Source organism: Paenibacillus sp. FSL H8-0548 (assembly GCF_038630985.1).
GTDB lineage: Bacteria > Bacillota > Bacilli > Paenibacillales > Paenibacillaceae > Pristimantibacillus.
In genome coordinates this window covers 3,683,385-3,705,650 of sequence record NZ_CP152049.1, presented here as the reverse complement: position 1 = coordinate 3,705,650, position 22,266 = coordinate 3,683,385, and the positions used below count along the sequence as shown (strand labels likewise).

At 41.6% G+C, this 22,266-nt stretch carries 27 protein-coding genes; 5 read left to right on the top strand and 22 right to left on the bottom strand.

Features of this window, described 5'->3' with window-relative positions:
• The first annotated feature begins 19 nt into the window (after positions 1-19).
• Positions 20-889 carry a helix-turn-helix domain-containing protein gene (locus tag MHI37_RS15725; protein ID WP_076339757.1) on the top strand — a complete coding sequence of 290 codons (870 nt, stop codon included), beginning with the start codon at positions 20-22 and terminating at the stop codon, positions 887-889.
• Positions 890-988: 99 nt separating this feature from the next.
• Here the strand turns inward: MHI37_RS15725 and MHI37_RS15720 are convergent, their stop codons facing one another.
• The 7 genes from MHI37_RS15720 to MHI37_RS15690 all read right to left on the bottom strand — a co-directional run bounded on the left by MHI37_RS15720 (position 989) and on the right by MHI37_RS15690 (position 8,343).
• Positions 989-1,603: a hypothetical protein gene (locus MHI37_RS15720; RefSeq protein WP_076339756.1), complete on the bottom strand. Its 615-nt coding sequence runs from the start codon at positions 1,601-1,603 to the stop codon at positions 989-991.
• Between the two features lie 538 nt (positions 1,604-2,141).
• The gene (locus MHI37_RS15715) at positions 2,142-4,004 is read right to left on the bottom strand and encodes an ABC transporter ATP-binding protein (protein ID WP_076339755.1); all 1,863 of its coding nucleotides are present in this window, start codon (positions 4,002-4,004) and stop codon (positions 2,142-2,144) included.
• On the bottom strand, positions 3,991-5,742 hold the full coding sequence (locus tag MHI37_RS15710; RefSeq protein ID WP_076339754.1) for an ABC transporter ATP-binding protein: 1,752 nt from the start codon (positions 5,740-5,742) through the stop codon (positions 3,991-3,993). The genes MHI37_RS15715 and MHI37_RS15710 overlap by 14 nt, the downstream gene beginning before the upstream one ends.
• Entirely contained in the window at positions 5,739-6,074 is a 336-nt protein-coding gene (locus MHI37_RS15705) for a hypothetical protein (protein ID WP_076339753.1), read from the bottom strand. The genes MHI37_RS15710 and MHI37_RS15705 overlap by 4 nt, the downstream gene beginning before the upstream one ends.
• A gap of 204 nt (positions 6,075-6,278) precedes the next feature.
• On the bottom strand, positions 6,279-7,013 hold the full coding sequence (locus tag MHI37_RS15700) for a DUF3105 domain-containing protein (RefSeq protein ID WP_076339752.1): 735 nt from the start codon (positions 7,011-7,013) through the stop codon (positions 6,279-6,281).
• Positions 7,014-7,069: 56 nt separating this feature from the next.
• A complete protein-coding gene (locus MHI37_RS15695; RefSeq protein WP_076339751.1) occupies positions 7,070-7,927 on the bottom strand; it encodes a M56 family metallopeptidase in 858 nt (285 codons plus the stop codon).
• Positions 7,924-8,343, bottom strand: coding sequence for a BlaI/MecI/CopY family transcriptional regulator (locus MHI37_RS15690; RefSeq protein ID WP_076339750.1), 420 nt, complete (start codon positions 8,341-8,343; stop codon positions 7,924-7,926). Before MHI37_RS15690 ends, MHI37_RS15695 begins: the two co-directional genes overlap by 4 nt.
• Positions 8,344-8,476: 133 nt before the next feature.
• Here MHI37_RS15690 and MHI37_RS15685 point away from each other — a divergent pair, with 133 nt between their 5' ends.
• From MHI37_RS15685 to sulP, 3 genes are all read left to right on the top strand, one after another.
• The gene (locus MHI37_RS15685) at positions 8,477-8,617 is read left to right on the top strand and encodes a hypothetical protein (RefSeq protein WP_179090331.1); all 141 of its coding nucleotides are present in this window, start codon (positions 8,477-8,479) and stop codon (positions 8,615-8,617) included.
• Positions 8,618-8,816: 199 nt separating this feature from the next.
• Positions 8,817-9,143, top strand: a complete 327-nt coding sequence (locus tag MHI37_RS15680) for a metalloregulator ArsR/SmtB family transcription factor (protein WP_076339749.1) — start codon at positions 8,817-8,819, stop codon at positions 9,141-9,143.
• A 30-nt stretch (positions 9,144-9,173) separates the two neighbouring features.
• Entirely contained in the window at positions 9,174-10,904 is a 1,731-nt protein-coding gene (sulP, locus tag MHI37_RS15675; protein WP_076339748.1) for a sulfate permease, read from the top strand.
• A gap of 158 nt (positions 10,905-11,062) precedes the next feature.
• Here sulP and MHI37_RS15670 read toward each other — a convergent pair whose 3' ends face one another.
• From MHI37_RS15670 to MHI37_RS15605, 14 genes are all read right to left on the bottom strand, one after another.
• On the bottom strand, positions 11,063-11,794 hold the full coding sequence (locus tag MHI37_RS15670; RefSeq protein WP_076339747.1) for a ZIP family metal transporter: 732 nt from the start codon (positions 11,792-11,794) through the stop codon (positions 11,063-11,065).
• Between the two features lie 113 nt (positions 11,795-11,907).
• Positions 11,908-12,342, bottom strand: coding sequence for an inositol monophosphatase family protein (locus MHI37_RS15665; RefSeq protein WP_256710714.1), 435 nt, complete (start codon positions 12,340-12,342; stop codon positions 11,908-11,910).
• Positions 12,339-12,545, bottom strand: coding sequence for a hypothetical protein (locus MHI37_RS15660; RefSeq protein WP_256710713.1), 207 nt, complete (start codon positions 12,543-12,545; stop codon positions 12,339-12,341). Before MHI37_RS15660 ends, MHI37_RS15665 begins: the two co-directional genes overlap by 4 nt.
• A gap of 36 nt (positions 12,546-12,581) precedes the next feature.
• A complete protein-coding gene (locus MHI37_RS15655; RefSeq protein WP_076339746.1) occupies positions 12,582-12,941 on the bottom strand; it encodes a glyoxalase superfamily protein in 360 nt (119 codons plus the stop codon).
• Positions 12,942-13,081: 140 nt separating this feature from the next.
• A complete protein-coding gene (locus MHI37_RS15650; protein WP_076339761.1) occupies positions 13,082-14,041 on the bottom strand; it encodes an ABC transporter substrate-binding protein in 960 nt (319 codons plus the stop codon).
• Positions 14,042-14,242: 201 nt separating this feature from the next.
• Positions 14,243-14,638, bottom strand: coding sequence for a GNAT family N-acetyltransferase (locus MHI37_RS15645; protein WP_076339760.1), 396 nt, complete (start codon positions 14,636-14,638; stop codon positions 14,243-14,245).
• Between the two features lie 26 nt (positions 14,639-14,664).
• Positions 14,665-15,174: a hypothetical protein gene (locus tag MHI37_RS15640; RefSeq protein ID WP_076339745.1), complete on the bottom strand. Its 510-nt coding sequence runs from the start codon at positions 15,172-15,174 to the stop codon at positions 14,665-14,667.
• A 12-nt stretch (positions 15,175-15,186) separates the two neighbouring features.
• Positions 15,187-15,849: an HAD family hydrolase gene (locus MHI37_RS15635; RefSeq protein ID WP_076339744.1), complete on the bottom strand. Its 663-nt coding sequence runs from the start codon at positions 15,847-15,849 to the stop codon at positions 15,187-15,189.
• 77 nt (positions 15,850-15,926) lie between these two features.
• Positions 15,927-16,349: a hypothetical protein gene (locus MHI37_RS15630; RefSeq protein WP_076339743.1), complete on the bottom strand. Its 423-nt coding sequence runs from the start codon at positions 16,347-16,349 to the stop codon at positions 15,927-15,929.
• Between the two features lie 130 nt (positions 16,350-16,479).
• Entirely contained in the window at positions 16,480-17,229 is a 750-nt protein-coding gene (gene hisA, locus MHI37_RS15625; protein ID WP_076339742.1) for a phosphoribosylformimino-5-aminoimidazole carboxamide ribotide isomerase, read from the bottom strand.
• A gap of 91 nt (positions 17,230-17,320) precedes the next feature.
• Positions 17,321-17,878 carry an 8-oxo-dGTP diphosphatase gene (locus MHI37_RS15620; RefSeq protein ID WP_076339741.1) on the bottom strand — a complete coding sequence of 186 codons (558 nt, stop codon included), beginning with the start codon at positions 17,876-17,878 and terminating at the stop codon, positions 17,321-17,323.
• A gap of 36 nt (positions 17,879-17,914) precedes the next feature.
• A complete protein-coding gene (locus tag MHI37_RS15615; protein WP_076339740.1) occupies positions 17,915-18,145 on the bottom strand; it encodes a hypothetical protein in 231 nt (76 codons plus the stop codon).
• A gap of 160 nt (positions 18,146-18,305) precedes the next feature.
• Complete coding sequence (locus MHI37_RS15610) at positions 18,306-19,148, bottom strand: aldo/keto reductase (protein ID WP_076339739.1); 843 nt, start codon at positions 19,146-19,148, stop codon at positions 18,306-18,308.
• Positions 19,149-19,165: 17 nt separating this feature from the next.
• Positions 19,166-20,365, bottom strand: a complete 1,200-nt coding sequence (locus tag MHI37_RS15605; protein WP_076339738.1) for an MFS transporter — start codon at positions 20,363-20,365, stop codon at positions 19,166-19,168.
• A 159-nt stretch (positions 20,366-20,524) separates the two neighbouring features.
• Here MHI37_RS15605 and MHI37_RS15600 point away from each other — a divergent pair, with 159 nt between their 5' ends.
• On the top strand, positions 20,525-20,887 hold the full coding sequence (locus tag MHI37_RS15600) for a helix-turn-helix domain-containing protein (RefSeq protein ID WP_076339737.1): 363 nt from the start codon (positions 20,525-20,527) through the stop codon (positions 20,885-20,887).
• Between the two features lie 52 nt (positions 20,888-20,939).
• Here MHI37_RS15600 and MHI37_RS15595 read toward each other — a convergent pair whose 3' ends face one another.
• Entirely contained in the window at positions 20,940-22,133 is a 1,194-nt protein-coding gene (locus MHI37_RS15595; RefSeq protein WP_076339736.1) for an oxalate decarboxylase family bicupin, read from the bottom strand.
• Between the last annotated feature and the right edge of the window lie 133 nt (positions 22,134-22,266).

The window sequence follows — 22,266 nt, the reverse complement described above, 5'->3', positions numbered from 1 at the left end:
AACGATGAGGACGATGACTATGGCGAAAATAAAGACTGAAACAGCGCGTTGGGTGTATGAATTTCCGGAGTCAACACAGCTATCCCATGTCTCAGAATTAATAATGCTCGGCTATGACCGCTTTCAAGAGGCTTCACCTTTAATCGTTCATCAGCATGAACGTTCGTACGAATTTGTATTCGTGGAAAGTGGGAAGGTTACTTGGGAGGTGGATGGCCACTTATTTCCTACCCACACTGGACAGTTCTTCTACACCCGTCCTGGTGAATGGCATCGTGCAAGTTTTAATTTCATCGAACCCAGTAGCATCTGGTGGATGATTATAGCAGATCCCTTCGAGCATCCCGGCTGGCTAAATTTAGAAGATGAAGACCGTATCGAGATACATCACCAACTGCAACAGCTGCCAAGAATCGTATTCGTGGATAGTCGTGTCCGTGAACCTTTTATCAAACTAAGAAATGTTATTGAGCATGACGAGCCACTGGCATCCTGCCGTGTACGTCATTACGTACTCGATATTATTCTACAAATACTGAACCCGTCCTCTAAACGTCAAATCCCATTTGATTTGCAAGAGGCCATGATTAAATTGACCAAAGACATCCAAGCAGCGCCAGAAACGAGATGGAGTAATAAAGAGCTCGCTGATCAGATTGGTGTAAGTGAATCCCATTTCTACCGATTGTTCCATGATATGCATGGGCAGTCGCCTGCTAATTATATTGATCGGCTGCGGATAGATATTGCCTGTCAGATGTTACGTCAACAAGAGGTCAGCGTTACATCCGTTGCGATGGATCTGGGATATAAGACTAGCCAGCATTTTGCCACGATATTTAAAAAGTATATCGGTCTATCACCCTCTCAGTGGCGCAGCTCCTCTTAACTGATAAGTTCGTGGAAATAGGCAAAATCCGCTCCATACAAATTATTTAATCCCGATATTTAGAATAAGCGTTATCTGACTCACCATGTAATGTCTGATTTATAACCTGAAGAAACGATTAGAATCCTCCACCAAGGTTTTCAATATCTCTAAAGATTGACACAAATCATCAACTTCTAATGCGTGATTGGCATCTTTTATTCTAAGCACAACTGTATTTGAAAAGCCTTCGATTTGTTCAATGTCATTCTCATGAAAAACTTGATCTTTTGTGCCGCATACAACTAATCCACCATGTTTTTCAATTAAAGGGATTGCTGATCGGATAGGTGTTAAGAATAGATGTCTTACCGATCTTGTTGTAAATAATTCAGCTGTTTTTCCAGCTATGTAAGTTCCAAGACTCTTGCTGACAAAAACGACATTTTCATAGTTATTAATTATCTGGTTTATTGTTTTGTAGCATTCTTGAATCAGGTTATCAACTTTTGATTCTTCAAATGTTTTTCTTGCAGATTGGTAGCCATACTCAAGCAATAATAGATCATGTCCCGCATCATATGCCGATTTGCTTGTATAGTATAAAAGAGGCAATTCACATGAATAATTTTGTCCAGGGAAAAATACTACAACAGAGCTGTTATTGTTTTTTACATGTTTACAAGTAATATCCATGCCCCAAACTGAAGATAAAGTAATCTTATCTACTTGCATAAACAATCACCTCACAACATTTTACTTTTTGAAAATATTCTATATTTATCCACTTATCTCCTTCAACCTTGCTCGCGAATTGTTGAACAAATCTGCCCGTTAACACTATAGTTTGATCGATCTAAAATCTTCTATTTCTCTTTTCATCTAAATATATATCGAGTACTGCTATCGCTCTAATCAAAAGCTTTATTATTAAATAAACTGTATATAATCCAAGTAAAAGGAAAAGTCCGTAAACAATTAATATAATTAGGGGCATATATTCCACCCCCTTAATAATGAAATTTATATGTGCTATTACTAATAATTTGGAACAATTACCACTTTTCAAGCGACTCCTTATATTACCATAATTATAACTTCACTTCCCATTTTTTTACACCTATATGTAATTTCATCTCGCCTAAGAATGTTAATATAACAAATGTAGAGAATGCACTATGGGCATTCTCTACATTTGCTCTGCAATGAAATTAAAATCATATTCTTAATTTTTCAAGCCTTCTTTGATAGCATTTACTTCATACATATTCCATTACCTAACTTCGAATTGAACTTTAGGAGTAGACTGAACACCTTGTAATTTCGTTTTTCCTTGAGAATAACGATATAGCTCCTCGTAAAAGCCTTGCAGTTCTAACAGCTCATGATGTGTTCCCGATTCGACCATTTCTCCATGACGCAGTACGATAATCCGGTCGGCTTGCATAATGGTTGATAAGCGATGCGCAATAACGATCGTTGTTCGGCCTTCGGATACGACATTCAATGCCTGCTGGATCAACTGCTCCGTCAGAGAATCCAAATTCGCAGTCGCTTCATCCAGAATAAGGATCTTTGGACGGAATACGATGATGCGTGCAAAGGACAGCAGCTGTCGCTCACCTGCCGATAATCCACTTCCCCGCTCAGACAACTTCGTATCGTAGCTGTCATTCATTTGTTTTATCATTGAATCCGCCCCTACGAATTCGCAAGCTCGAATAACTTCTTCACGGGAGATCGTTTCATCAAACATCCGTACATTGTCAATAATACTACCCGCGTACAAATAGGGCTCTTGCTGGACCAGACCAACAATCCGGTGAAGCTCTGCCTGCTGCATATCACGAATATCATGATCATCAATTTGAATACTGCCTTCCTCCACATCATAGAACCGGCATAGCAGGCTCATGAGCGAGCTTTTACCAGCACCAGTCGTACCGACGATACCGATCATCTCGCCTGAACGGATGTGAAGGTCAAGTCCACGAAAGATCGGCGATCCGCTTTCATAGCTAAACGTTATATGATTAAAATCTATACGCCCTTGTACGGATTCCAAATCAATGTGAATCGGCTTCTGACGTTCTATAATATCAGGCTGAATATCGAACACACCCCAGATTCGATTCACAGCGACAGTAGCTGATTGCAGCGTGTTCCATTGTTGGGTAATCGCATTGATCGGCTGGAAAAATTGGCGGATATACGTAATGAACGCATAGAGAACCCCGAATTCAAGCGTCTGGCCGAGGACCGCCTTGCCTCCGATCCATGTCACGTAAGCAATAGCTAAGTTGCTCAAAAGATCGAAAGAGCGATTAAATATAACCATTGTACGTATCTCACGAATATTAGCCTTGAAATACGCGTCATTCCGTTCCTCGAAGCGCTCCGCTTGCGCTCTCTGCTGTTGGAATACTTGAATCAGGTTCATACCTGATAGATTTTCAGCTGTGAACGAAATAAGTCGTGATAAGCGTGTACGTGCCATTTGGTATGTTTTGCGCATATAGGAACGGAATGAGACTGCAATAATGGCTATAATCGGAAGCAATACAAGGCAATACATGCCAAGCGTTGCATCAAGCTGAAACATCAATATAAGGATAAAAATTAACGTAAGGCCGTCACGCAGCAAGGTGAGCAGCACTTGGTTGAAAAATTGGTTCACAGCCTCGGTATCGCTTGAAACATGTGTAATTAGGCTTCCACTGGGAGTCTTGTCGAAAAAAGACATAGAAAGCTTAGTAATATGCTCGAACAACTGCTTCCTTATCTTAGACACGATGCTTTGTCCTGCAGACTGCAGCAAATTATTTTGCAAATAAGTAAACAAAAAACCAGATACGGATAGCCCAAAATAGACCATGCCTATAATAAGGATACTACCGAAATTGTTGTTGTCTGCCATCAAATGATCATCGATAACGATTTTTACCAAATAGGGTTGAAATAGCTCCGAAGCAATCGCGATTATCGTGCAAATAAATACTAAAGCAAAGGTTATTCGATGTGGTGCGATATAGGAGCTCAGAATTCGAAATGCAGATCGATACTCGTATTTTGGTTTCGGCTGCTTGCTAACGTCCGCCTTCTGCTCTATATTCTGATTATTATTAGGATGAGGCATGTTGGCTTCCCTCCTCTTGGATCGCGTGGAGCGTGGCGTACTGCCCTTGTTCAGCAAGCAGTTCCTCATGTTTACCTCGCTGTACAATTTGCCCTTTCTCCATAACGATGATAAGGTCAGCGTCCTTCAATGCACTTATTCGGTTAGCAATAATAATCGTTGTTTTACCTCGGCGTTCTTCCTGGATCATCTGAAGAATTTCAGTCTCTGTGATTGCATCCACAGCACTAACGCTATCGTCGAGGATCATGAAGGGTGACTGCTTGATGAGGCCGCGTGCCAAGCTCGTTCGTTGTCGTTGTCCACCGGACAACGTTACCCCGCGCTCACCAAGCTTCGTCTCGAAGCGATCAGGAAACTCCATAATATTGCTGTAGATTCGCGCATGTTTAGCAGCTGCTTCAATCTCGTCCTGTTCGGCATCTCGTTTGGCAAAAGCGATATTCTCGCTAATTGTCGTGCTAAATAGGAAGCCATCCTGAGGCACATAAGCAATCTGGCTGCGCAGACTATCAAGCTTAATCTGGCGAATGTCTCTCCTACCGATCTGAATGGAATTATTCGGAGGTTCATACGTTCGCAGCAGCAGCTTAACAAGCGTTGACTTCCCGCTTCCTGTACGTCCAACGATGCCTAGCGTCATGCCTGGCTTAATAACTAGATCAATCTGCTGCAAAGCGGGCTGAGAAGCCTCTGGATATGAAAAGGTCAGCCCTTGAATATGTACTGCAGATTGAGCTAACTCAACGGAAACCGCATCCTTCGCTTCGGTAATATCCGGTTGAATGGCAACCAATTCGTTTAGTCGCTGCAACGATGCGCGTGAGCGCTGCACAGTATTAATAACATTCCCAATTTGCTGCAACGGGTTCATCAGCATACGGATATATAGCGTTAATGCGACGAAATTACCGAGCGTAATCCTTCCAGTAACAGTCAGGTAACCGCCGAGCACCAAAGCAATAATCATGGACATTGATCCAAGGAACGGTACGATTGCTTGAAACAACGAGGAAATTCTTACAAGTGATAGCTGATTGTTTCGAATCAGGTCGACAGAGGCTCCGAACCGCTTGATCATGATCGGCTCGACTGCAAATTTCTTGGTGACCCGAATTCCGCCGAATTGTTCCTCTGCTGTTTCGGTCATCGCCCCGAGCGCCTCCTGCACGTGCAACGATCGTTTACGAATGGCTGGACCTAAGCGTGTTACGAACCAGGGGATGAAAAGTAAAGGTCCCATAGTCGCTGCGATTAGGTAGAGTGGAATATCGCTTAGGAGCATGGCACCTATACAAGAAAATAATAGCATAGCTCCCATCGCTAATTGATTGATACCCATGGAGATCGATTCTCTTACGCCAGTTACATCATTCATAAAGTAGCTTAACAGCTTGCCCGTACCGTTCTTGGAATAATAGTACTCACTCAGACCCGATAAGTGCGAAAACAGTCTGCGACGGGTGATATTTTCAAACAAACGACCAACATACATGATCAGATATTGACCATATCCCCCGATGAACACATAGCCCACACCAATGACCAAAAGCAATAGGCTATAATGCATAACATCCTGTGTCATCAAGTCGCCGCTCTTAAGTCGATCCGTGAAATCGCCGAGCACCTTAGGGAAGAAAGCAAATACGATGCTGGCAGCTGCATGAAGCGTAATCGACGACAAATAAATGCGCCAGGTCTCTTTGAAATATGGTTTTAAAATTCCATTTGGCTTCAAGTCCTATTGTTCCCTTCCTCCGTATCGTTTGAAATGATCTCATGCAGCTGAAACATTTGGATAAATTCTTCGATGATCGCTTCCGTAGCTTTTAGTTCACCACTTATGACTTGTTTAATCGATTCAAACTGAGGGTCGCTTAACTGCCGCTGCAAAGTGGAACGATTAACATTAAGCTTATCCAAAAATGCGATAGCCCTCCCTCGGCGAAACGTTTGAGCGATTTTATGCTGATCCTCCTTCAGCCCATCCTTATTAAAATGTCTATGCTCCCTATGTTCTGGATGATCTCTATGAGCGTGTCTTCCTCTGTGTCCATGTTCTTCGCGCATCTTTTTTTCCTCCTTTTAATTTCGTATACATTTGTATACATCATACTCTTGTATACAAATGTATACGAAAGTTGTAGTTGATGTCAATATTTTTTTATAATGATTTTATTTTCCCCTTAGTTCTATTCGTATACAAAAAAGCGCTGCCACATCTGGGCAACGCTCTCCTTGTTCAATTATTTAGTTATAATATCTCTTGCAGCTTTACATCGTTCCACCGCCACGACGGAATTGTGCAGGTATTTTCTCCGGCCCTTCATTAATATACGTATAGATAAAGGTGGCAACTTTCTCCTCGTCATATTCATCAAGCGCCATCGTTTTAGTCCACGCATTAACGACAACTTCCTTGTCCGCAGGAATATCTTCATTAGGAACCGCTAATATGCCCGCTCCCGCTTTTCTGAAGTTGACAAAAAATTTAAGCTGATCAATGATTTCCGGTTTGGCATCCGCTCTATAATAAATAATGATATCGCCATGCTCTAAATTATGAACAAGCATCTCTGTAGCAGGCTTTTCGGTATAAAAACCAAACTTCAAATCATGAGGACTATGTGTTCCAGAGGTTGGGATTTTCATCGCATAGGAAACAGGATCATCTGAATGCTCCGCTCCATAATACGCATCTTCAGTTACATCTAGCTCTGCTTTAAGATTTAAAGAATTCACATCGTAGCTCTGACCCAAATCTTTGGCAAAATGAACGATAACAACGAGGACAGCTAAGCTTAATAATACATGTCCAGCTGCACGGGCTTTTTTCGTTTTTTGCTTCAATGCTGCCTTTTCTTCTTTTTTCAACTGGCTTGTATTTTCCTTTTTCCATTTGGAGGCATACCAATAGCTAATAACAGCTAATAATAAAATAATACCTGCTGTGTATAGTAAAAAAACCGTTGATTCTGATTGTTGGTGTAATACCAAATGTGATTCCATATCAAACGTTGCTCCTTATTGCACTACGTTATGTAGTGTTAATATTCGAAAAAAGACTAAGTGACAGCTAATAAAACCATGCCCATAAATAGAAGCAGGAAATGAATAGAAATCACGATAGTCATAATGCTTAGACGCACAGGTATCATCTGAGTAGGATCAATAAGCTGCTGTAATCTATAGTTCACGACACCATCGGAAAAATAAACCAATACCGGTGTAGGATTATCGCTAAAGCCTTTTTTGATTAATTTCAGAAGTGCGCTTCCCAAACCTAGCTCCGAGCCCGTTTCTTTAATGGCATATTCATCGGCAAGCAGTTCACTGATCAGCTTATAGTTTTGATAGCTCCATTTTGTTAAAGGAATAAACCAAAGCGATTGTGAAATAATCTGCAATAAAAATATTTTGAGAGCATCGAATTGCCGTTGATGGAAGGACTCATGTTCAATTACAGCTTCGAGCTCCTGATGATCAAGTATTTCTGTTAGTCCGCTTGAGAGAACCACTAACGGTCGCCGAAAACCAACTGTAAAGGCTATGGCATGCTCATGGTCAATAACAATAATATTTTGGTTTAACGGCTGATACTCCTTAATGACATGTGCAGTTAAACTAATATTTCTGAGCGACATAAGCTTTGTTTTAAACCGTCTGGATAAAATGTATTGCTGGGTTACCTTCATCAGCGTAATTAAAATAGCATAAGCGATTACAACGTTCAGGAACGTGATTACTAAAAAATAATAAACCGTATTTTCTTTAAATAAGCTGACACAGAATCTAAAAAAGTTCACCTTTACATCTACGCCAAATATGAGATGAGCTAAATACATCCCCATTTGACTCCATACCAAAACCGCGATAAATAAGCTGATGACAAGGACGGTGGTCGATTTTTTTTGCCATCTCATGAGAGCTTGTCCTTCTTGAGCTGCTGAAGTTTGTGTTCCAGCCTATCTAAAAGGGATTGGTCCACATCCTTAAGCGCATCAATCATGTGATTAATGACTACGCCACCAAACTCATCCAACAGATTTTTAGTCAACCGTTTGGATTGCTGCTCAATGAAAACCTCCCTCGTTTCGATTGGCCGATACAGCGATAGTCTTCCTTTTAATCTTTTTTGTAAAATGCCTTTGTCCAATAAACGGTTCATCACAGTCATTACCGTATTGAAATTGACAGCTTTATCTTTCTCTAATCGGGCCTGTACATCTTTAATGCTAAGCTCCTCTGCATCCCAGAGGATATCCATTATTTTCGCCTCAAGTGAACCAAAAAAACGATTCAGTCCAACCTCGTCGTATTTAAAGTTTTTGATATCCATCGCTTTCCCCTTCCACTACATATTATAGTGCAGCGTAAATACCATTTCAAGAGGTTGATTTTGCTATGCTTTTAGATCACGAGTATGAAATTGGAGCATACTGCTCAATCTATAATGGCTGGAGGTGATACAAATGACAGGTAGAAACAATAAGCCAGATAACGATGGACCAGCAGCTAGCCCTTCACGTCTCGATCAATTTGGAGATAAGCAAAGCAGAGATGATGAGAACATTCCAAAAAAAGCAAATCAAAACAAAAGTAAAAACTGTTAATAAGCACGCAAAGACAGCCCTTACTATAAGGGCTGTCTTTGCGTGCGAACACATGTTCCTGTATCCTGTTTTAAGCACTTTTCCAAAATAACGCCGCATTTTATACAAACTTGATTCATTAATAATGATATCATTTATGGTCTCCATTATGTTATTATAATCATATATTTGAATATTCATATATTAAGGAGTACAGATAATGAACCGAGAAATTTTACACTTTAAAACGGAATTCTTCAAAGCACTCGCACATCCTATGCGAATTCGGATTTTGGAGCTGCTAAGTGAAGGCAATAAAAATGTTAATGAATTGCAAACCATTCTAGGCTCTGAAGGTTCTACGGTATCTCAGCAGCTAGCTATATTACGAAGCAAGAACGTGGTATATGGCATTAAAGATGGAACATCTGTAATTTACTCACTTCGCGATCCTTTAATAAAAGATCTATTGGTGGTTGCTAAAGCTATTTTTGATAATCATCTCGTCGATACGATATCTTTATTGGAAACCATGCGGAATGAATAAGGAAAATACCAGAAAAGAAGGTTAGATACTGTGAAATGGACTGGAAGGTACTATGGATATTCTGTAGCCGCATTTCGTAAGGATTTAGTTTCTGGCTTAATTGTAGGTATTATCGCCATTCCACTTGGGATGGCTTTTGCCATTGCTGCTGGAGTGAAACCGGAATATGGCATCTATACAACGATCGTAGCTGGTATTCTGGTTTCTTTATTTGGAGGGTCCAAGTTTCAAATTGCAGGTCCTACGGGAGCCTTTATTCCAATCCTCTTTGCCATTGTCATGAAATATGGTTATGAAAACTTACTGATTGCTGGTTTTATGGCAGGTATTATACTTCTGTTATTAGGCTTATTTAAGCTTGGTGCCTTAATCAAGTTTATTCCTCGACCTGTTACGATCGGATTTACATCTGGAATTGCGATCATTATTTTCAGTGGACAAATTGGCAACTTTTTAGGCTTGCAAGAGATGCAGAAACATGAAATGTTTCTAGATAATATGAAAGAAATGTTTCTCCACCTCTCGACCATTCATCTATATAGTGTAGTCATCTCGTTCATTTGTTTAACGTGTCTATTCCTAACCCCTCGATATTTCTCGAAGATCCCAGCTTCTCTGGTAGGGATCCTTATTTCAAGCGTAATAGCCTTTGTATACTTTAAAGGAGAGGTTGCTACAATTGGCTCATCATTCGGTACGATATCTAGTCAATTACCAGCATTTCGTTTATTAGATATAACATGGGAGCGAATTGAGATCTTACTTGGCCCTGCCTTTGTTATCGCGATGCTCGGAAGCATTGAATCGCTTTTATCCGCTGTTGTTGCAGATGGAATGACCCAAACCCGTCATAATAGCAATCGCGAGCTGATTGGCCAAGGCATTGCAAATATGATCACGCCTTTATTTGGCGGTATTCCTGCTACAGGTGCGATAGCTAGAACAGCCACCAATATTAAAAATGGAGCTGTATCCCCTTTTTCCGGCATTATACATGGGGTGGTTGTGCTTATTGTACTGCTTGTCTTTGCGCCCTATGCATCCCATATTCCGCTTGCAAGCATCGCTCCGATTTTAATGCTTGTAGCTTGGAATATGAGTGAGCGGAAAGAATTCGTTCATATTCTTAAAACTAAAACAACGGATTCCATAGTCCTTATCCTTACATTCGTATTGACGGTTTTCACTACATTAACAATTGCTGTTGAGGTGGGACTTATACTCGCTGTGATCTTGTTTGTAAAACGGATGAGTGAAATGCTTACTGTGGTTAAGGTACTACCGGATCCAACCGTCAAGCATGAGAAGCTTCGCCCTCATATGGTTAGAGAAGATCATGACTGTCCACAAATCACTATTTATACCATTGAAGGCGCCCTTTTCTTTGGGGCAGCTGATATTTTCGGAAAAGCCTTAATGCCTACGATAAATCTTCGACCAAAGGTATTGCTTTTACGCATGGGAAAGGTCCCTTTTATGGATACGACGGGTGAAGCAAATATAGCTAGTCTGGTGATGCATTTCCGAACATTTTCTGGACAGGTGATTATCTCAGGCATTAAAAATCAGCCTAAAGATGTACTAAAACGCACAGGACTTTACCCACTTATTGGCGAAAATCATTTTTTCGAGCATACAGGTGAAGCGATTGATTATGCCATTACTCAATTGGACACGAATCGTTGTATCGGATGCAAGCATTATGCTTTTCGAGAATGTGGACTGTTATCAAATCCAGAAACGCCTACAAATGGAAGGTGATATGAATAAGAACATTTGTTCCCCTACCGTGGTTTCCACCATTTTTCAGATAAAAATCGTCTATTCTGCTTCAATTTCTTACATAACTGTGCAATCGCCTTCTCCTGATCAACCTCCTTGATATCGTACATTGAAAACTCACCGTTATTTGATCAGTATTAACCAAAGAAATAACTTATATAAATCATGACAAGCAAACCTATGATGAAAGAATACGTTGCTGATCGTTCAAAACCATGCCCATGAGTCTCAGGTATAAGCTCCTTGTATACGATAAATAGCATTGCACCTGAGGCAAATGCGAGTCCATACCCAATTAGCCCTTCAACATAGCTTGCTGCAAAATAACCCACGATCGCGGAAACAACCTCCATCAGCCCGGTTAAAGTTACAATTAGCATCAGCTTAAGCTTGCTTACCTTGGAATGGATGAGAAATATCGCAAGCACGAGACCCTCAGGCATGTTTTGCGCACCTATTGCGATGGCAACCATCGGTCCTAAGCCACCGTTTGTACTCGCATAACTAAAACCGGTACTCAGCCCCTCAGGGATGTTATGAATGAATAAAGCAAAAATAACGAGCAATGATTTGCTGTCAAAGGAGCTGACTCCTCTTTTTTGCTCAATGTCGATATGGGGAAGATTTTTTTCAATCAAATCAAGTGCGATGACACCTATCAGCAGTCCTAAAGTTAACGGAATTAGACCAGATTCATTTAGTGCTTGCGGCAGCAGGCCAAAGGTAGAGGCTGATACCATAATTCCAGCGGTAAACGCAATCAATATGTCCTTCCATTTCTCCGATAGGCTCTTAACAAAGAGCAGCGGTATTGCACCGAGCACCGTTGCCATGGCCGAAATAAAACTACCTATGAATGCTTCTATCATGATGTTTCTCCTTATTGAGCAAACGTTTCTCTTCTACTTCATTCTTTATTTTGTGCCTTTTATTCAAAAAGCATCCTGTAACGTCCATATATCACCACTCTCTCGTTCGCACGTTATGCCAAGCCATTTTTAATCATGTTCATAAAATAATTCTGATGCTCAAGGCGGCAAGCAATGAAATAAGGCTGTTTATTCATTCCGCTGAATGGATGACCCTCGTAGTCGATAATACTGCCTCCCGCTTCTTTCACCATTAATATGCCGGAATATAAATCCTCGCCTTCCGAGTTATATACAATGATTGCGTCCAAATCTCCTCTGGCTAACATCGTCCATTGCAGCGTTGGCGCCCAAAGCCGCCTCATTCGTTTCGTATTAACATCGATGTAATGTCTGAGCCTAACTGCTCTTTGTTCATTTTGCACAGCATGCCCTTGAATCCAGCCAACTCTAGCTTTACTGAAAGGTTTTGCTTCTAAAGTTCTAAGTGGAAGCGAGTTGCATGTAATGCCCTCACCCGCGGTTGCTGCATATAGTCGATCAGTCATTGGCTCATAGATGACAGCGAGAATAGGATCTTGCTTAAAATGATGCTCTCAGCCAAGTAATCAACCTCGGTTACGATATCTCCATGGTCATCCTTTTCTTCATAGTGATCAAGTGTTCCAAATCTCTCGCGTGTAAGGCGTCCCGCTTCATATGCGGCAGCAATAGCTACCTCTCTAGCCCTATCTATAATCATTTGATCCAAGTTGCTTGCCTCCCATTTACGATTGATATAAGTTGATTATTTCGCAGAATAGAAGTGAAGACGATTGCCAAATGGATCTGTGATGCTTACTTGATTTCCTTCCACATCAAAGCCAGGTCTAGCGTACGTATAGGTTTTGCTTAATAGATGCTGCTGCAGTGCTTTAGCATCTTCCACCTCAATACGAATCGCTGAGCCTGGCGTACAATCCCCGTAATGCTCGGACAAGTGAAGGATGCAATCACCATTGGAAATTTGCATATACAGCGGCATATCGGACTCGTAACGATGCTCCCAGTCACATTTGAATGCCAAAAAGTCAAAATAAAATTGTCGCGTCTTTTCTTCATCAAAAATACGAAGAATTGGAGTTATTCGTTTCATTTGGAAAGTCATCTCTTATCCACCCTTCAAGCTGTTGTCTTCCATGATTATACATTGATTTCAGCCTGCTTTGGAATACTGCTTAAACAAAAAGGACTGCCCCTACAGCGATAATCGCTTGTAAGTGCAGTCCTTATTAGTTGTTGTTATTCCTATTTTACAATGCTTTCAAGAACATCATCGATGACTTGCGAGTAAGCAATGGTACCAGCATACAACCAGCTTGATGTGCTTGGATATTCGTAAAGATTGCCGTTTTTAACAGCAGGAATGTTTTTCCAGATTGGATCGCTGAGTGCACCCGAATCTGTGTCTGTGCCGCTGTTAATGAGGAAGAGATGATCGGCATCAAGCTCTGCAAGCTTTTCAAGCGGGATAGCATTCCAGTTGCCAGTACCTGCAGCAGAAATCTCTTTCACCACTTCAGGAACCGTTAAGCCAAGCTGATTGTAAAGTAGGTCGCCGCTTGACAGCTTCTCACTTACGATGTAGAAGTTGTCTTGTACGAACCAAAGCGCGGCCGCTGATTCTCCAGCTGCTACAGCTTGTAGTTTTTCCTTAGCTTCTTTTGCTTTTACATCATAATCGTCTAATGCTTTTTGAGCTTCTTCGCTCTTGCCTAGAACCTCACCGACTTTTAGCAAGGTAGCACGCCAGTCAGCAACCAATGTATCACCGATTGTAAATGTAGGAGCGATTTTTGAATACTGTGTGAATTTATCGCCTTCCACGTTGCTATCATAAGCCATTAGAATAAGGTCTGGTTCAAAGCTTGTTACTGCTTCAAAAGGAAGATCATAAGCAATCGTAGGTACACCTTCTAATGCTTCGCTCAAATAATCTTGAATTCCGTTAGGAACAGACCATTGTGCTACTGGTTTAATTCCCAAAGCAACTAAATGATCCTCTAAGTATGAACCGATGATACGTTGTGGATCTGCAGGAATAGTTACTTCATTACCAAGCGCATCTGTTAGCGTTCTCTCTGTAGGCGCTTCAGTAGCCGTAGGCGCATTCGTTGCTGCATCTGTTGCTGCGGAATTATTTGACGCGTTATTTGCGTTACTGCTTCCATTGCTTCCGCAAGCTGCAAGCCATAGCGACATGACCATCAAACTAATTAATACGAATACAAACTTCTTGTTGTTACGATTATTCACAGTATTTCCCCCTGTAGGACGGTATATTGGTATGAAGTGAATAGGATCCACCTCGAAAGTCAACTAATGATAACAATTATCATTTTCATTGTCAACCGTATTTCCTACCTTTTGACTCATCTTTATAGGGGAAGCGCTGTCATTTGTCAATATCTATCTTTCTCTTGCAATTACGAAACCTCTATCCGTTTGTGTAAAGCCAATTCGCGGATAATAATCCAACGCAGCAGGAGCGGAAAGCAGAACTAGCGAGACCTCAGGACCAAGCGATTCACGCAGCAGCTCAACTAACTTTTTTCCGATCCCAAGCTTCTGGTATTTATCGTCAACAGCCAAGTCTGAAAGATAACAACAATAAACATAGTCCGTGATGGCGCGCGCTATACCTACTAATTTATCTTCATCCCAAGCGCTTATGATGATATCAGCATGATCGATCATTTTTTGCAGTCGCTCTAGATCTTGAAAGGGGCGTTTAATGCCTGACGCTTCGAATACCTTGGACAGGTCTTCTGCCGAGAGCTCTTTATTATTTTGATAATGAATCATCTGCATTCACTTATCCTTTCTAGTTTTTAATTTTCTAATATGTAAAATTCCTCACAATTGCTTCGTATATATTGATTCATATGGCTAATGCATTGCTCTGCTGTAGGCAGATAAAGATCAAACAATGCGGTTACACGAGCAAGCAGCTCGGGATTTTCATCCAAATCAGAAGCCATTGCTTGACGCCATGAGCCATCTGACTGTAAATTAACGAATTCCACTAGCTCTTTCATGTCATGGCAAATCTGAACTAGCGACTCTTCACCGTAAAACAAAAGTCCATTTGTCAACGTGGGCCAGCCTTTAAGGTCACTTATAAAATAAGAAGAAAACCAATAAAATTCTAGTATCGATGATTTTGAATGATTATGGAATGCATAGAAGATATACAGCGCTCTTTGCCCTTCATTTAAACGGTTGTATGCGTCTGCTTTAATCGTAGAATCCTTCCCACGGACGCTTTCGAGAATAGGCTTCACACATAACCAGGATAACAGCTCACTGTTTAAGTCTTGTGGATGTAGAGTAACCCTCATAGCTTCCTCCTCTCAAAGTAAACTAAGCAGCTCATCGAATCTTCGGATCGTATAGAGCGGCTTAGCTACCAGCCCTTCACGCCAAGGCTGATTTACCTTTATCCATATTGTAGATAATCCTGCTAGGTGAGCTCCCTCGATATCATTTAACGGATGATCACCAATATAAATACATTGATCCGGTCCCAGTTGCAGAGCATTACAAGCAGCTTCAAAAATACGGCGATCAGGCTTCTTGCAGCCTGCCTCCTCTGAAACAATAATAAAATCAAAACTTCCTCTTAACCCCAATTGATCTATTTTGCCATACTGAATTGCATTTCTGCCATTCGTAATTAATGCGGTTTTGTATTTACTTTTGGTATGTCGAAGAACCTCTTGTGCGTTTTTCATGAGAACTGCGCTCTTCACATAATGCTCATTGTAATAATCCATAAGGTCGTTATGCTCTGGCTTAGTTCGCCATGGCAGCTGATCGAGGAGTTCACGAAATAACTCCCGCTTTTCCTTATAACCATCCTGATCGAGCTCAAGGATAAGCTCAAGCAAGGGTCGATGATTTTCTTCATGATCAAAATAATGTTTCAGCAGCAAAGCAGCAAACGACTGAAATAAGCTAGTGCGGTCTAATATCGTATTATCCAGATCAAAAATAATCGCTCTGATATCCTTCAATGCCGTTCCCTCCACTTCACTTCCATGATTAGACAACTAATATATTCATGTCTCCTTTATTAGCATCAAGTCATATGCTAGCCAAAGGAATGTGTTTCAATATAGCTAGTAATTGGTTCAAAGAGTGCTTCCTGCTCCAAAAGAACCTTAAAGCCCTGAATGAACGCAAACTCTGCAGCTTGCTCTAACGGTGCATGCAGCCAAGCTTCCTCAGCCACTCCCAGCTCCATATCTATCCCGCTCGCATAACTTATTCTTAAAGAGGTAAGCGGCCCCCGCTCCTCTTTCGTTAATTCATCTATCGCTTCGAATTGAAATTGATGGAGAATAGCCTCCACGGTTTTCGCTTTCTTATCTGAAATAAGCAGCAGGCTTAGATCAGTTTCTTCTTCGTTCTCATCATCTGCACATGGGCCTACTAAAGCTATCCCCGCAATATGCGATTGTCCGCCTGCCCACATCACGAACTCATACATTAACTTATAATGATCCGGTCTCATCACTCATGCTCCCTCTCTTGCCAAATCATGCTCACTTCATCCACAATAAAATGAACAAAAACTAGCCAACACATCGTCAGCTAGCTCTAACCATCCTAATCCTTATTAATTCCCTAAACTGGAACCGCATCTATTCTGACTTACTATACGCAACGACTTCTTCATAAGATAAATTGCCGCCAAAAATATCAAGCGCGCTGCCGATCGTAATATCTAGCTTCCCGCCTGATAGCTCTCTAAATTGATCCATATCCGCAAGCGACCTTGCTCCGCCAGCATAAGTAGTCGGAATACTCACCCAATCTGCGAGTGCGCTTACGAGACTTTGCTGAATTCCGCGCTGCTTACCTTCTACATCCACGGCGTGAACTAGAAATTCATCACAATACTGCTCCAAAAACGCTATATTTTCCTTATTTACTTCAAAATCACTAAATTGCTTCCATTGATTCGTTACGACAAACCATTTGCCGTCCTTTTCCTTGCAGCTCAGATCGATAACAAGGCGATCCTTCCCCACTACGGAAACGATGTTCGCAAGATGCTCTTTATTCAGCTGTCCATCCTTGAAAATATAGGAGGTCACAATAATATGCGACGCACCTTTATCCAAATAAAAGGATGCGTTGTCCGCGGTAATGCCACCGCCAATTTGCAAGCCGCCTGGATATTGCTGAAGTGCGCTAACAGCTGCTGCTTCATTGCCGCCACCGAGCATAATCACATGTCCGCCAGTGAGCGCATCCTTCTTAAATAGCTCCGCATAATAAGCAGAATCTTGCTTGGATACAAAATTTTCTATGATCTCAGTATTGAGCGTTTCTCCAACAATTTGCTTTACTTTTCCATCATGCAAATCGATACAAGGTCTAAACTTCAACTGTTTTCCTCTATTCTGTATGTTCTATGTATGAATATCCTTATAAGCAAAATAACCTATATGATGCACATAAATCAACCATTAATCATTATTATTTCAATTTGCTCGACACTTCTTGCTTAACAGTATAGCTTCTCAAATATTGTTCTCTGCGTTCAGAAATCATTTCTAAATCCACGGATATTTCCTTATGCAGCACTTCCATTAAAACACCATTCTCATACCTGCAATGATGATCATAACAGCCCTTTTCTTTAAGCATATAGGGTAATGTCAACCGAATGTTGGATACGATCCCGACATTATTGCTGTCCATAATCCACTCTAATTTCTTCCAATCCAAAATACCCTCATCCATTTTCTTTGGTGTTGCATATTCAATATTTTCAGGAACCTCTGCAACATAAGCGTACATCCCGCCAAAATCAAAATCATCGCCGCTCCAAGTCACTAGCCCTTTAAAGTGCAAATCGTATTCTTCAATTCCTGTTTCTTCGACCATTTCTCGTATCATCGCTTCGCGTGGCGTCTCCTGAGAGTCAAGCTTGCCGCCAATTCCATTCCAGCAGCCCATCCAGCTTGATCTTTCGCGATTGAGCAGCAATATTTCATTCCCACGCTTAACAAAACAAATATTATATTTCAGCATATAAAAATATCTCCTAATGAAATTGAAGTGTCGATATCATAAATAATTTGTGCTTAAAGCAAATAGGAGCATTCCTATGACAAGTGCGGTTATAATATAACCAATCACTCTTATGCCGGTCGGCAGCGTATTCCAAACTATCTTTTTCGGGGTGCCTCCGCCTTCAATTCGTTGTGCATCCTCGAACAATGGGTTAATGGGACTAGCTGGAGTCACTTCTGCTCTTGATGACAACGTTTCATGTAGGTTTTTCGTTTCATTCTCCATATCATGACCTCCGCCTATCCAAGTTTTGAAGCTAACTCAACGTATACATATTTTACCACAGAAGCAACTGCACGGAATAAGTTAATTCTATAGGTTATCCATGCACAAAGAAAGACAAAGAATGGATCATTCTTTGTCTTTCTTAATAACAATCTTAAATTTAAAAATCAAAGTTATCGGGATCAGGACCTACGCGTAAATTTTCATTTAGTCCGCTAATCCGAGCCATATCTTCTTCCGATAGCTCAAAATTAAACACATCCGCATTCGCGATAATTCTATCTTCCTTCGTTGATTTTGGAATCGTAACGACTCCATTTTGCAAATCCCATCTAAGAATGATTTGAGCAACTGATTTATTGTAGCTAGCTGCAAGCTCCTTCAGAAGAGGATTGTCGAACAGCTGCCCCTGCATGAGCGGAGACCAAGCTTCGAATTGAATGCCGTTTTGCGCGCAGTAGCTGCGCAGCTCCTCCTGTGTTAAGCGAGGGTGATACTCCACCTGATTAACCATTGGTTTAATGGTTGCGACCTTCATTAATTTCTCAATATGATGAATTTGAAAATTGCTTACGCCTATCGCCCGTACTCTTCCTTCCTTGTATAACGTCTCCAATGCTCGCCAAGCTTCCTCTATTTTCCCTTCAACAGGCCAATGAATGAGATATAGATCAAGCTCCTTAAGGCCAAGCTTATTAAGACTCGCTTCATAGGCAGCAAGCGTTGACTCATAGCCTAAATCGGCATTCCATACTTTAGATGTCACAAACAATTCCTCTCGGCCAATACCAGCTTGCTGAAGGCCTTGAGCAATGCCTCGTCCTACTCCCGCTTCATTTCCATAAATAGCGGCTGTATCGATACTGCGATAGCCATTTTTAATGGCAGTCGCTACTGCATTTTCCAGCTCTGCGCCTTCTTCAACTTTAAATACACCTAAACCAAACCAAGGCATTTTCACCCCGTTATGCAATGTAGTTGTTGTTTGTAATTCATTCAACATATCAATTCCCCCAAAGTTTATAATATCGTTCCTTTTAATGTATCCTTACGCTCAAGCTTTAAACTTACGCCTGTCAATGCGACAGCTGCAACTACCATTATTCCACCAAACCAAGTCGTATGAATCAGACCCATCGAATCGGTCACGACACCTCCTAGATAAGCGCCAATCGCTATACCAGCGTTAAATGCTGCAATATTAATTGCAGAAGCAACATCGACCCCACTAGGCACGAATCGCTCGGCTAGCATTACGACATAAACTTGAAGACCTGCCACATTCATAAAATGAAACAACCCCATAAGTACAATCGTTATCAATGCCGCAATTTTAAACGGAGCCGTAAAGGTTAATAGAAATAGTACAAAAGCTTGTACGATAAACATATAAAACAAAGCAATTAACGGCTTGCGATTCGCAAGCTTGCCACCGATTACGTTGCCTATTGCGATTGCAATACCGTACAGAAGCAGAATAATGGTTACATGTTTTTGCTGAAATCCGGTTATTTCTTGTAAAAACGGGGTTAAATAAGTAAAGACGGTAAAGGTTCCACCGTAACCTAAGGCAGTAATTAGAAACAGCAGCAATAATCTTCGGTTTGTAATTAATTTAAACTGCTGCGACAGCGTAGTCGGCGTTCCCTGGCGCAGATCTGAAGGTACAAGGATACTATTGGAAATGAATGCAATAACGCCAACAATGACTATGGCAATAAATGCCGCTCGCCATCCCAGCTGCTGTCCGATAAATGTCCCAATGGGAACACCGGTAATCGTAGCAACCGTTAAGCCGGTAAACATAATAGCGATTGCGCTGGCCCGACGATCTGGCGAGACGACGTCCGCTGCGATGGTTGAACCAATCGACATGAATACGCCATGCGAGAGGGCTGAGATGATTCTTGCGACTAACAGCAGCGTAATGGATGACGCGGTCGCAGCCAGCGTATTCCCGAGTATAAATATGACCATAATTCCGAGCAATAATGCTTTTCGCGGTATTTTAGTCGTCAAGGATGTTAGAACCGGTGCACCGAAAGTAACGCCCAGCGCGTATAAAGTCACGGTCAAACCTGCTGTGGTGACCGATATATTCAAGTCCTGCGAAATAAGCGGCAGCAGTCCTACGCTAATAAATTCCGTAGTCCCGATAGCAAACGCACTGACCGCTAACGCCAGCAGAGCTAATGTACTTCGTCTCTTCTCTCTTGTCATCATGTTTCCCCCTGTTCCAAAAAGATAAATCAATATTGTGTAGCTATGATCGGCCGATGAATGTTATTATCGTTTATGCTGAATGAATTGAACAGTACGTACTTTAAAGTACTATAGGTACAAAAAAGTACCTGTAATTTGAAATAGAGGAGAAATATGATGATCAAAAAGAAATATAATGTGACAGTAGAAGCGACTCTCGAGGTCATTGGGGGGAAGTGGAAATGTATCATCCTTTGTCATTTGACGCACGGCTTGAAGCGCACGAGCGAGCTTAAGCGGCTCATACCAGAGATCACTCAAAAAATGCTGACACAGCAGCTGAGAGAGCTCGAAGAAGACGGTATTATTGATCGAATCGTCTACAATCAGGTTCCCCCAAAGGTGGAATATCAACTCAGTGAATATGGACAGAGCTTGCGCAGCATTTTAGACTCGTTGTCTGCTTGGGGAGAGTGCCATATCGTGAAAGTTTTCGGAAACAAACATGATGTGTTGGAAGAAAACATCTTCAATAAATAAAGAAGAATTTCCATTTGACTGCAAGCAGCCATTTGGAAATTCTTCTTTTGTTTTAGGGCTCGTATGCGTAGCCGGGGTATTTGACGACAGGCCATTTCTCTTTTCGCAGTACATTCAGCAGTTCGTCCGAAGCATTCAAATTTTTCTTAACTAATTCCCGTGGTGTTAAGGCCATCCACTGATTTAAGGATACATCGACAAAACGATCACTTTTGAACATTTCCAAAAACCACAACGATTGGTCGCCAGTATTTTGAATATAGTGTCCATAAGCAAAAGGGACATAACCTACATCTCCTGCTCTATAATCAAAGGTTCTAGCGATCCCGTTTCCTGCAAACACAGTCATTCGTCCCTGCCCAGCAAGGTAATATTGCCATTCATCATTGTTCGGATGCCAGTGCAGCTCCCTCATTCCTCCAGGCTCTACCTCTACTAAGGCGGCAGCAACGGTTTTCGCTATCGGAAAGTTAGAGGAATCGACAATTCGCACATTTCCACCGGGCGTTTTAAGCGGCGGCTGCGAGAGCAGACTATGCGTAAAGCTGAGCGGGACCGTTCCATAGGGTGACTGAACCTTCTGACTCTCTAGTGAACCAGGCACCTGATCCTGAAAGATATAAACCTGATCAGATGGGATGTCGCTAAAAGCAGCTTCAGGTACGCCAAAACTGGCTGAGAGTACCTCCTTTGGAGTATGCGCAAACCAATCCGAGATCGATAACGTGTTGAGATCGGAGAAGCTGCCGTCACCAAAGACAAGCAAAAATTCACATCCATCCTCCAGCCCCTGAATAGAATGAGGAATTCCCGCTGGGAAATACCATAGATCACCTTCGCTTACGTCAGCGATAAAATTGCGTCCAGCTTGATCAACGGAAGTAATACGGGCTTTGCCTAGCAGCATGTAGGCCCATTCTGCCTGCTGATGCCAATGAAGCTCCCGAACCCCGCCTGCCGTTAGGCTCATATTGACTCCAGCAAGAGTAGTTGCAATAGGCAGGTCACGGACAGTAATCTCGCGTGACCAGCCACCTTGATTTAATTTCATATGTGTATCTGAGAAGGAAAATTTCAAATTGGGGAGCAACCCCGCATCCGTAATTGGCGGTACAAACATATTAGCATTTTCTTTGTCACGCATAATATCACGCGGTCCGCGATCTACACCTCCTGCCCCGTCACTCCTTCTTATTGGCTGTGGAATTTGATTATAGACATTATCATTCTGAGGTAGATTTTCCATTTTCCCACTCCTCATCATCTATCCTTCTAAACATAGCTTTCTTAACCTATACAGCTTATGATGATAAAGAGTGGGATATACTGTTAACTGATGCAATAAACGATAACCTAACCTTTCAATTATAGGAACTATG

Coding starts and splice junctions, on each gene's coding strand:
- MHI37_RS15725 (WP_076339757.1), top strand. CDS start 20: ATGGCGAAAATAAAGACTGAAACAGCGCGTTGGGTGTATGAATTTCCG.
- MHI37_RS15720 (WP_076339756.1), bottom strand. CDS start 1,603: ATGCAAGTAGATAAGATTACTTTATCTTCAGTTTGGGGCATGGATATT.
- MHI37_RS15715 (WP_076339755.1), bottom strand. CDS start 4,004: ATGCCTCATCCTAATAATAATCAGAATATAGAGCAGAAGGCGGACGTT.
- MHI37_RS15705 (WP_076339753.1), bottom strand. CDS start 6,074: ATGCGCGAAGAACATGGACACAGAGGAAGACACGCTCATAGAGATCAT.
- MHI37_RS15700 (WP_076339752.1), bottom strand. CDS start 7,013: ATGGAATCACATTTGGTATTACACCAACAATCAGAATCAACGGTTTTT.
- MHI37_RS15695 (WP_076339751.1), bottom strand. CDS start 7,927: ATGAGATGGCAAAAAAAATCGACCACCGTCCTTGTCATCAGCTTATTT.
- MHI37_RS15690 (WP_076339750.1), bottom strand. CDS start 8,343: ATGGATATCAAAAACTTTAAATACGACGAGGTTGGACTGAATCGTTTT.
- MHI37_RS15685 (WP_179090331.1), top strand. CDS start 8,477: ATGACAGGTAGAAACAATAAGCCAGATAACGATGGACCAGCAGCTAGC.
- MHI37_RS15680 (WP_076339749.1), top strand. CDS start 8,817: ATGAACCGAGAAATTTTACACTTTAAAACGGAATTCTTCAAAGCACTC.
- MHI37_RS15670 (WP_076339747.1), bottom strand. CDS start 11,794: ATGATAGAAGCATTCATAGGTAGTTTTATTTCGGCCATGGCAACGGTG.
- MHI37_RS15665 (WP_256710714.1), bottom strand. CDS start 12,342: ATGACTGATCGACTATATGCAGCAACCGCGGGTGAGGGCATTACATGC.
- MHI37_RS15655 (WP_076339746.1), bottom strand. CDS start 12,941: ATGACTTTCCAAATGAAACGAATAACTCCAATTCTTCGTATTTTTGAT.
- MHI37_RS15650 (WP_076339761.1), bottom strand. CDS start 14,041: ATGGTCATGTCGCTATGGCTTGCAGCTTGCGGAAGCAATGGAAGCAGT.
- MHI37_RS15645 (WP_076339760.1), bottom strand. CDS start 14,638: ATGATTCATTATCAAAATAATAAAGAGCTCTCGGCAGAAGACCTGTCC.
- MHI37_RS15640 (WP_076339745.1), bottom strand. CDS start 15,174: ATGAGGGTTACTCTACATCCACAAGACTTAAACAGTGAGCTGTTATCC.
- MHI37_RS15630 (WP_076339743.1), bottom strand. CDS start 16,349: ATGAGACCGGATCATTATAAGTTAATGTATGAGTTCGTGATGTGGGCA.
- MHI37_RS15620 (WP_076339741.1), bottom strand. CDS start 17,878: ATGCTGAAATATAATATTTGTTTTGTTAAGCGTGGGAATGAAATATTG.
- MHI37_RS15615 (WP_076339740.1), bottom strand. CDS start 18,145: ATGGAGAATGAAACGAAAAACCTACATGAAACGTTGTCATCAAGAGCA.
- MHI37_RS15610 (WP_076339739.1), bottom strand. CDS start 19,148: ATGTTGAATGAATTACAAACAACAACTACATTGCATAACGGGGTGAAA.
- MHI37_RS15605 (WP_076339738.1), bottom strand. CDS start 20,365: ATGACAAGAGAGAAGAGACGAAGTACATTAGCTCTGCTGGCGTTAGCG.
- MHI37_RS15600 (WP_076339737.1), top strand. CDS start 20,525: ATGATCAAAAAGAAATATAATGTGACAGTAGAAGCGACTCTCGAGGTC.
- MHI37_RS15595 (WP_076339736.1), bottom strand. CDS start 22,133: ATGGAAAATCTACCTCAGAATGATAATGTCTATAATCAAATTCCACAG.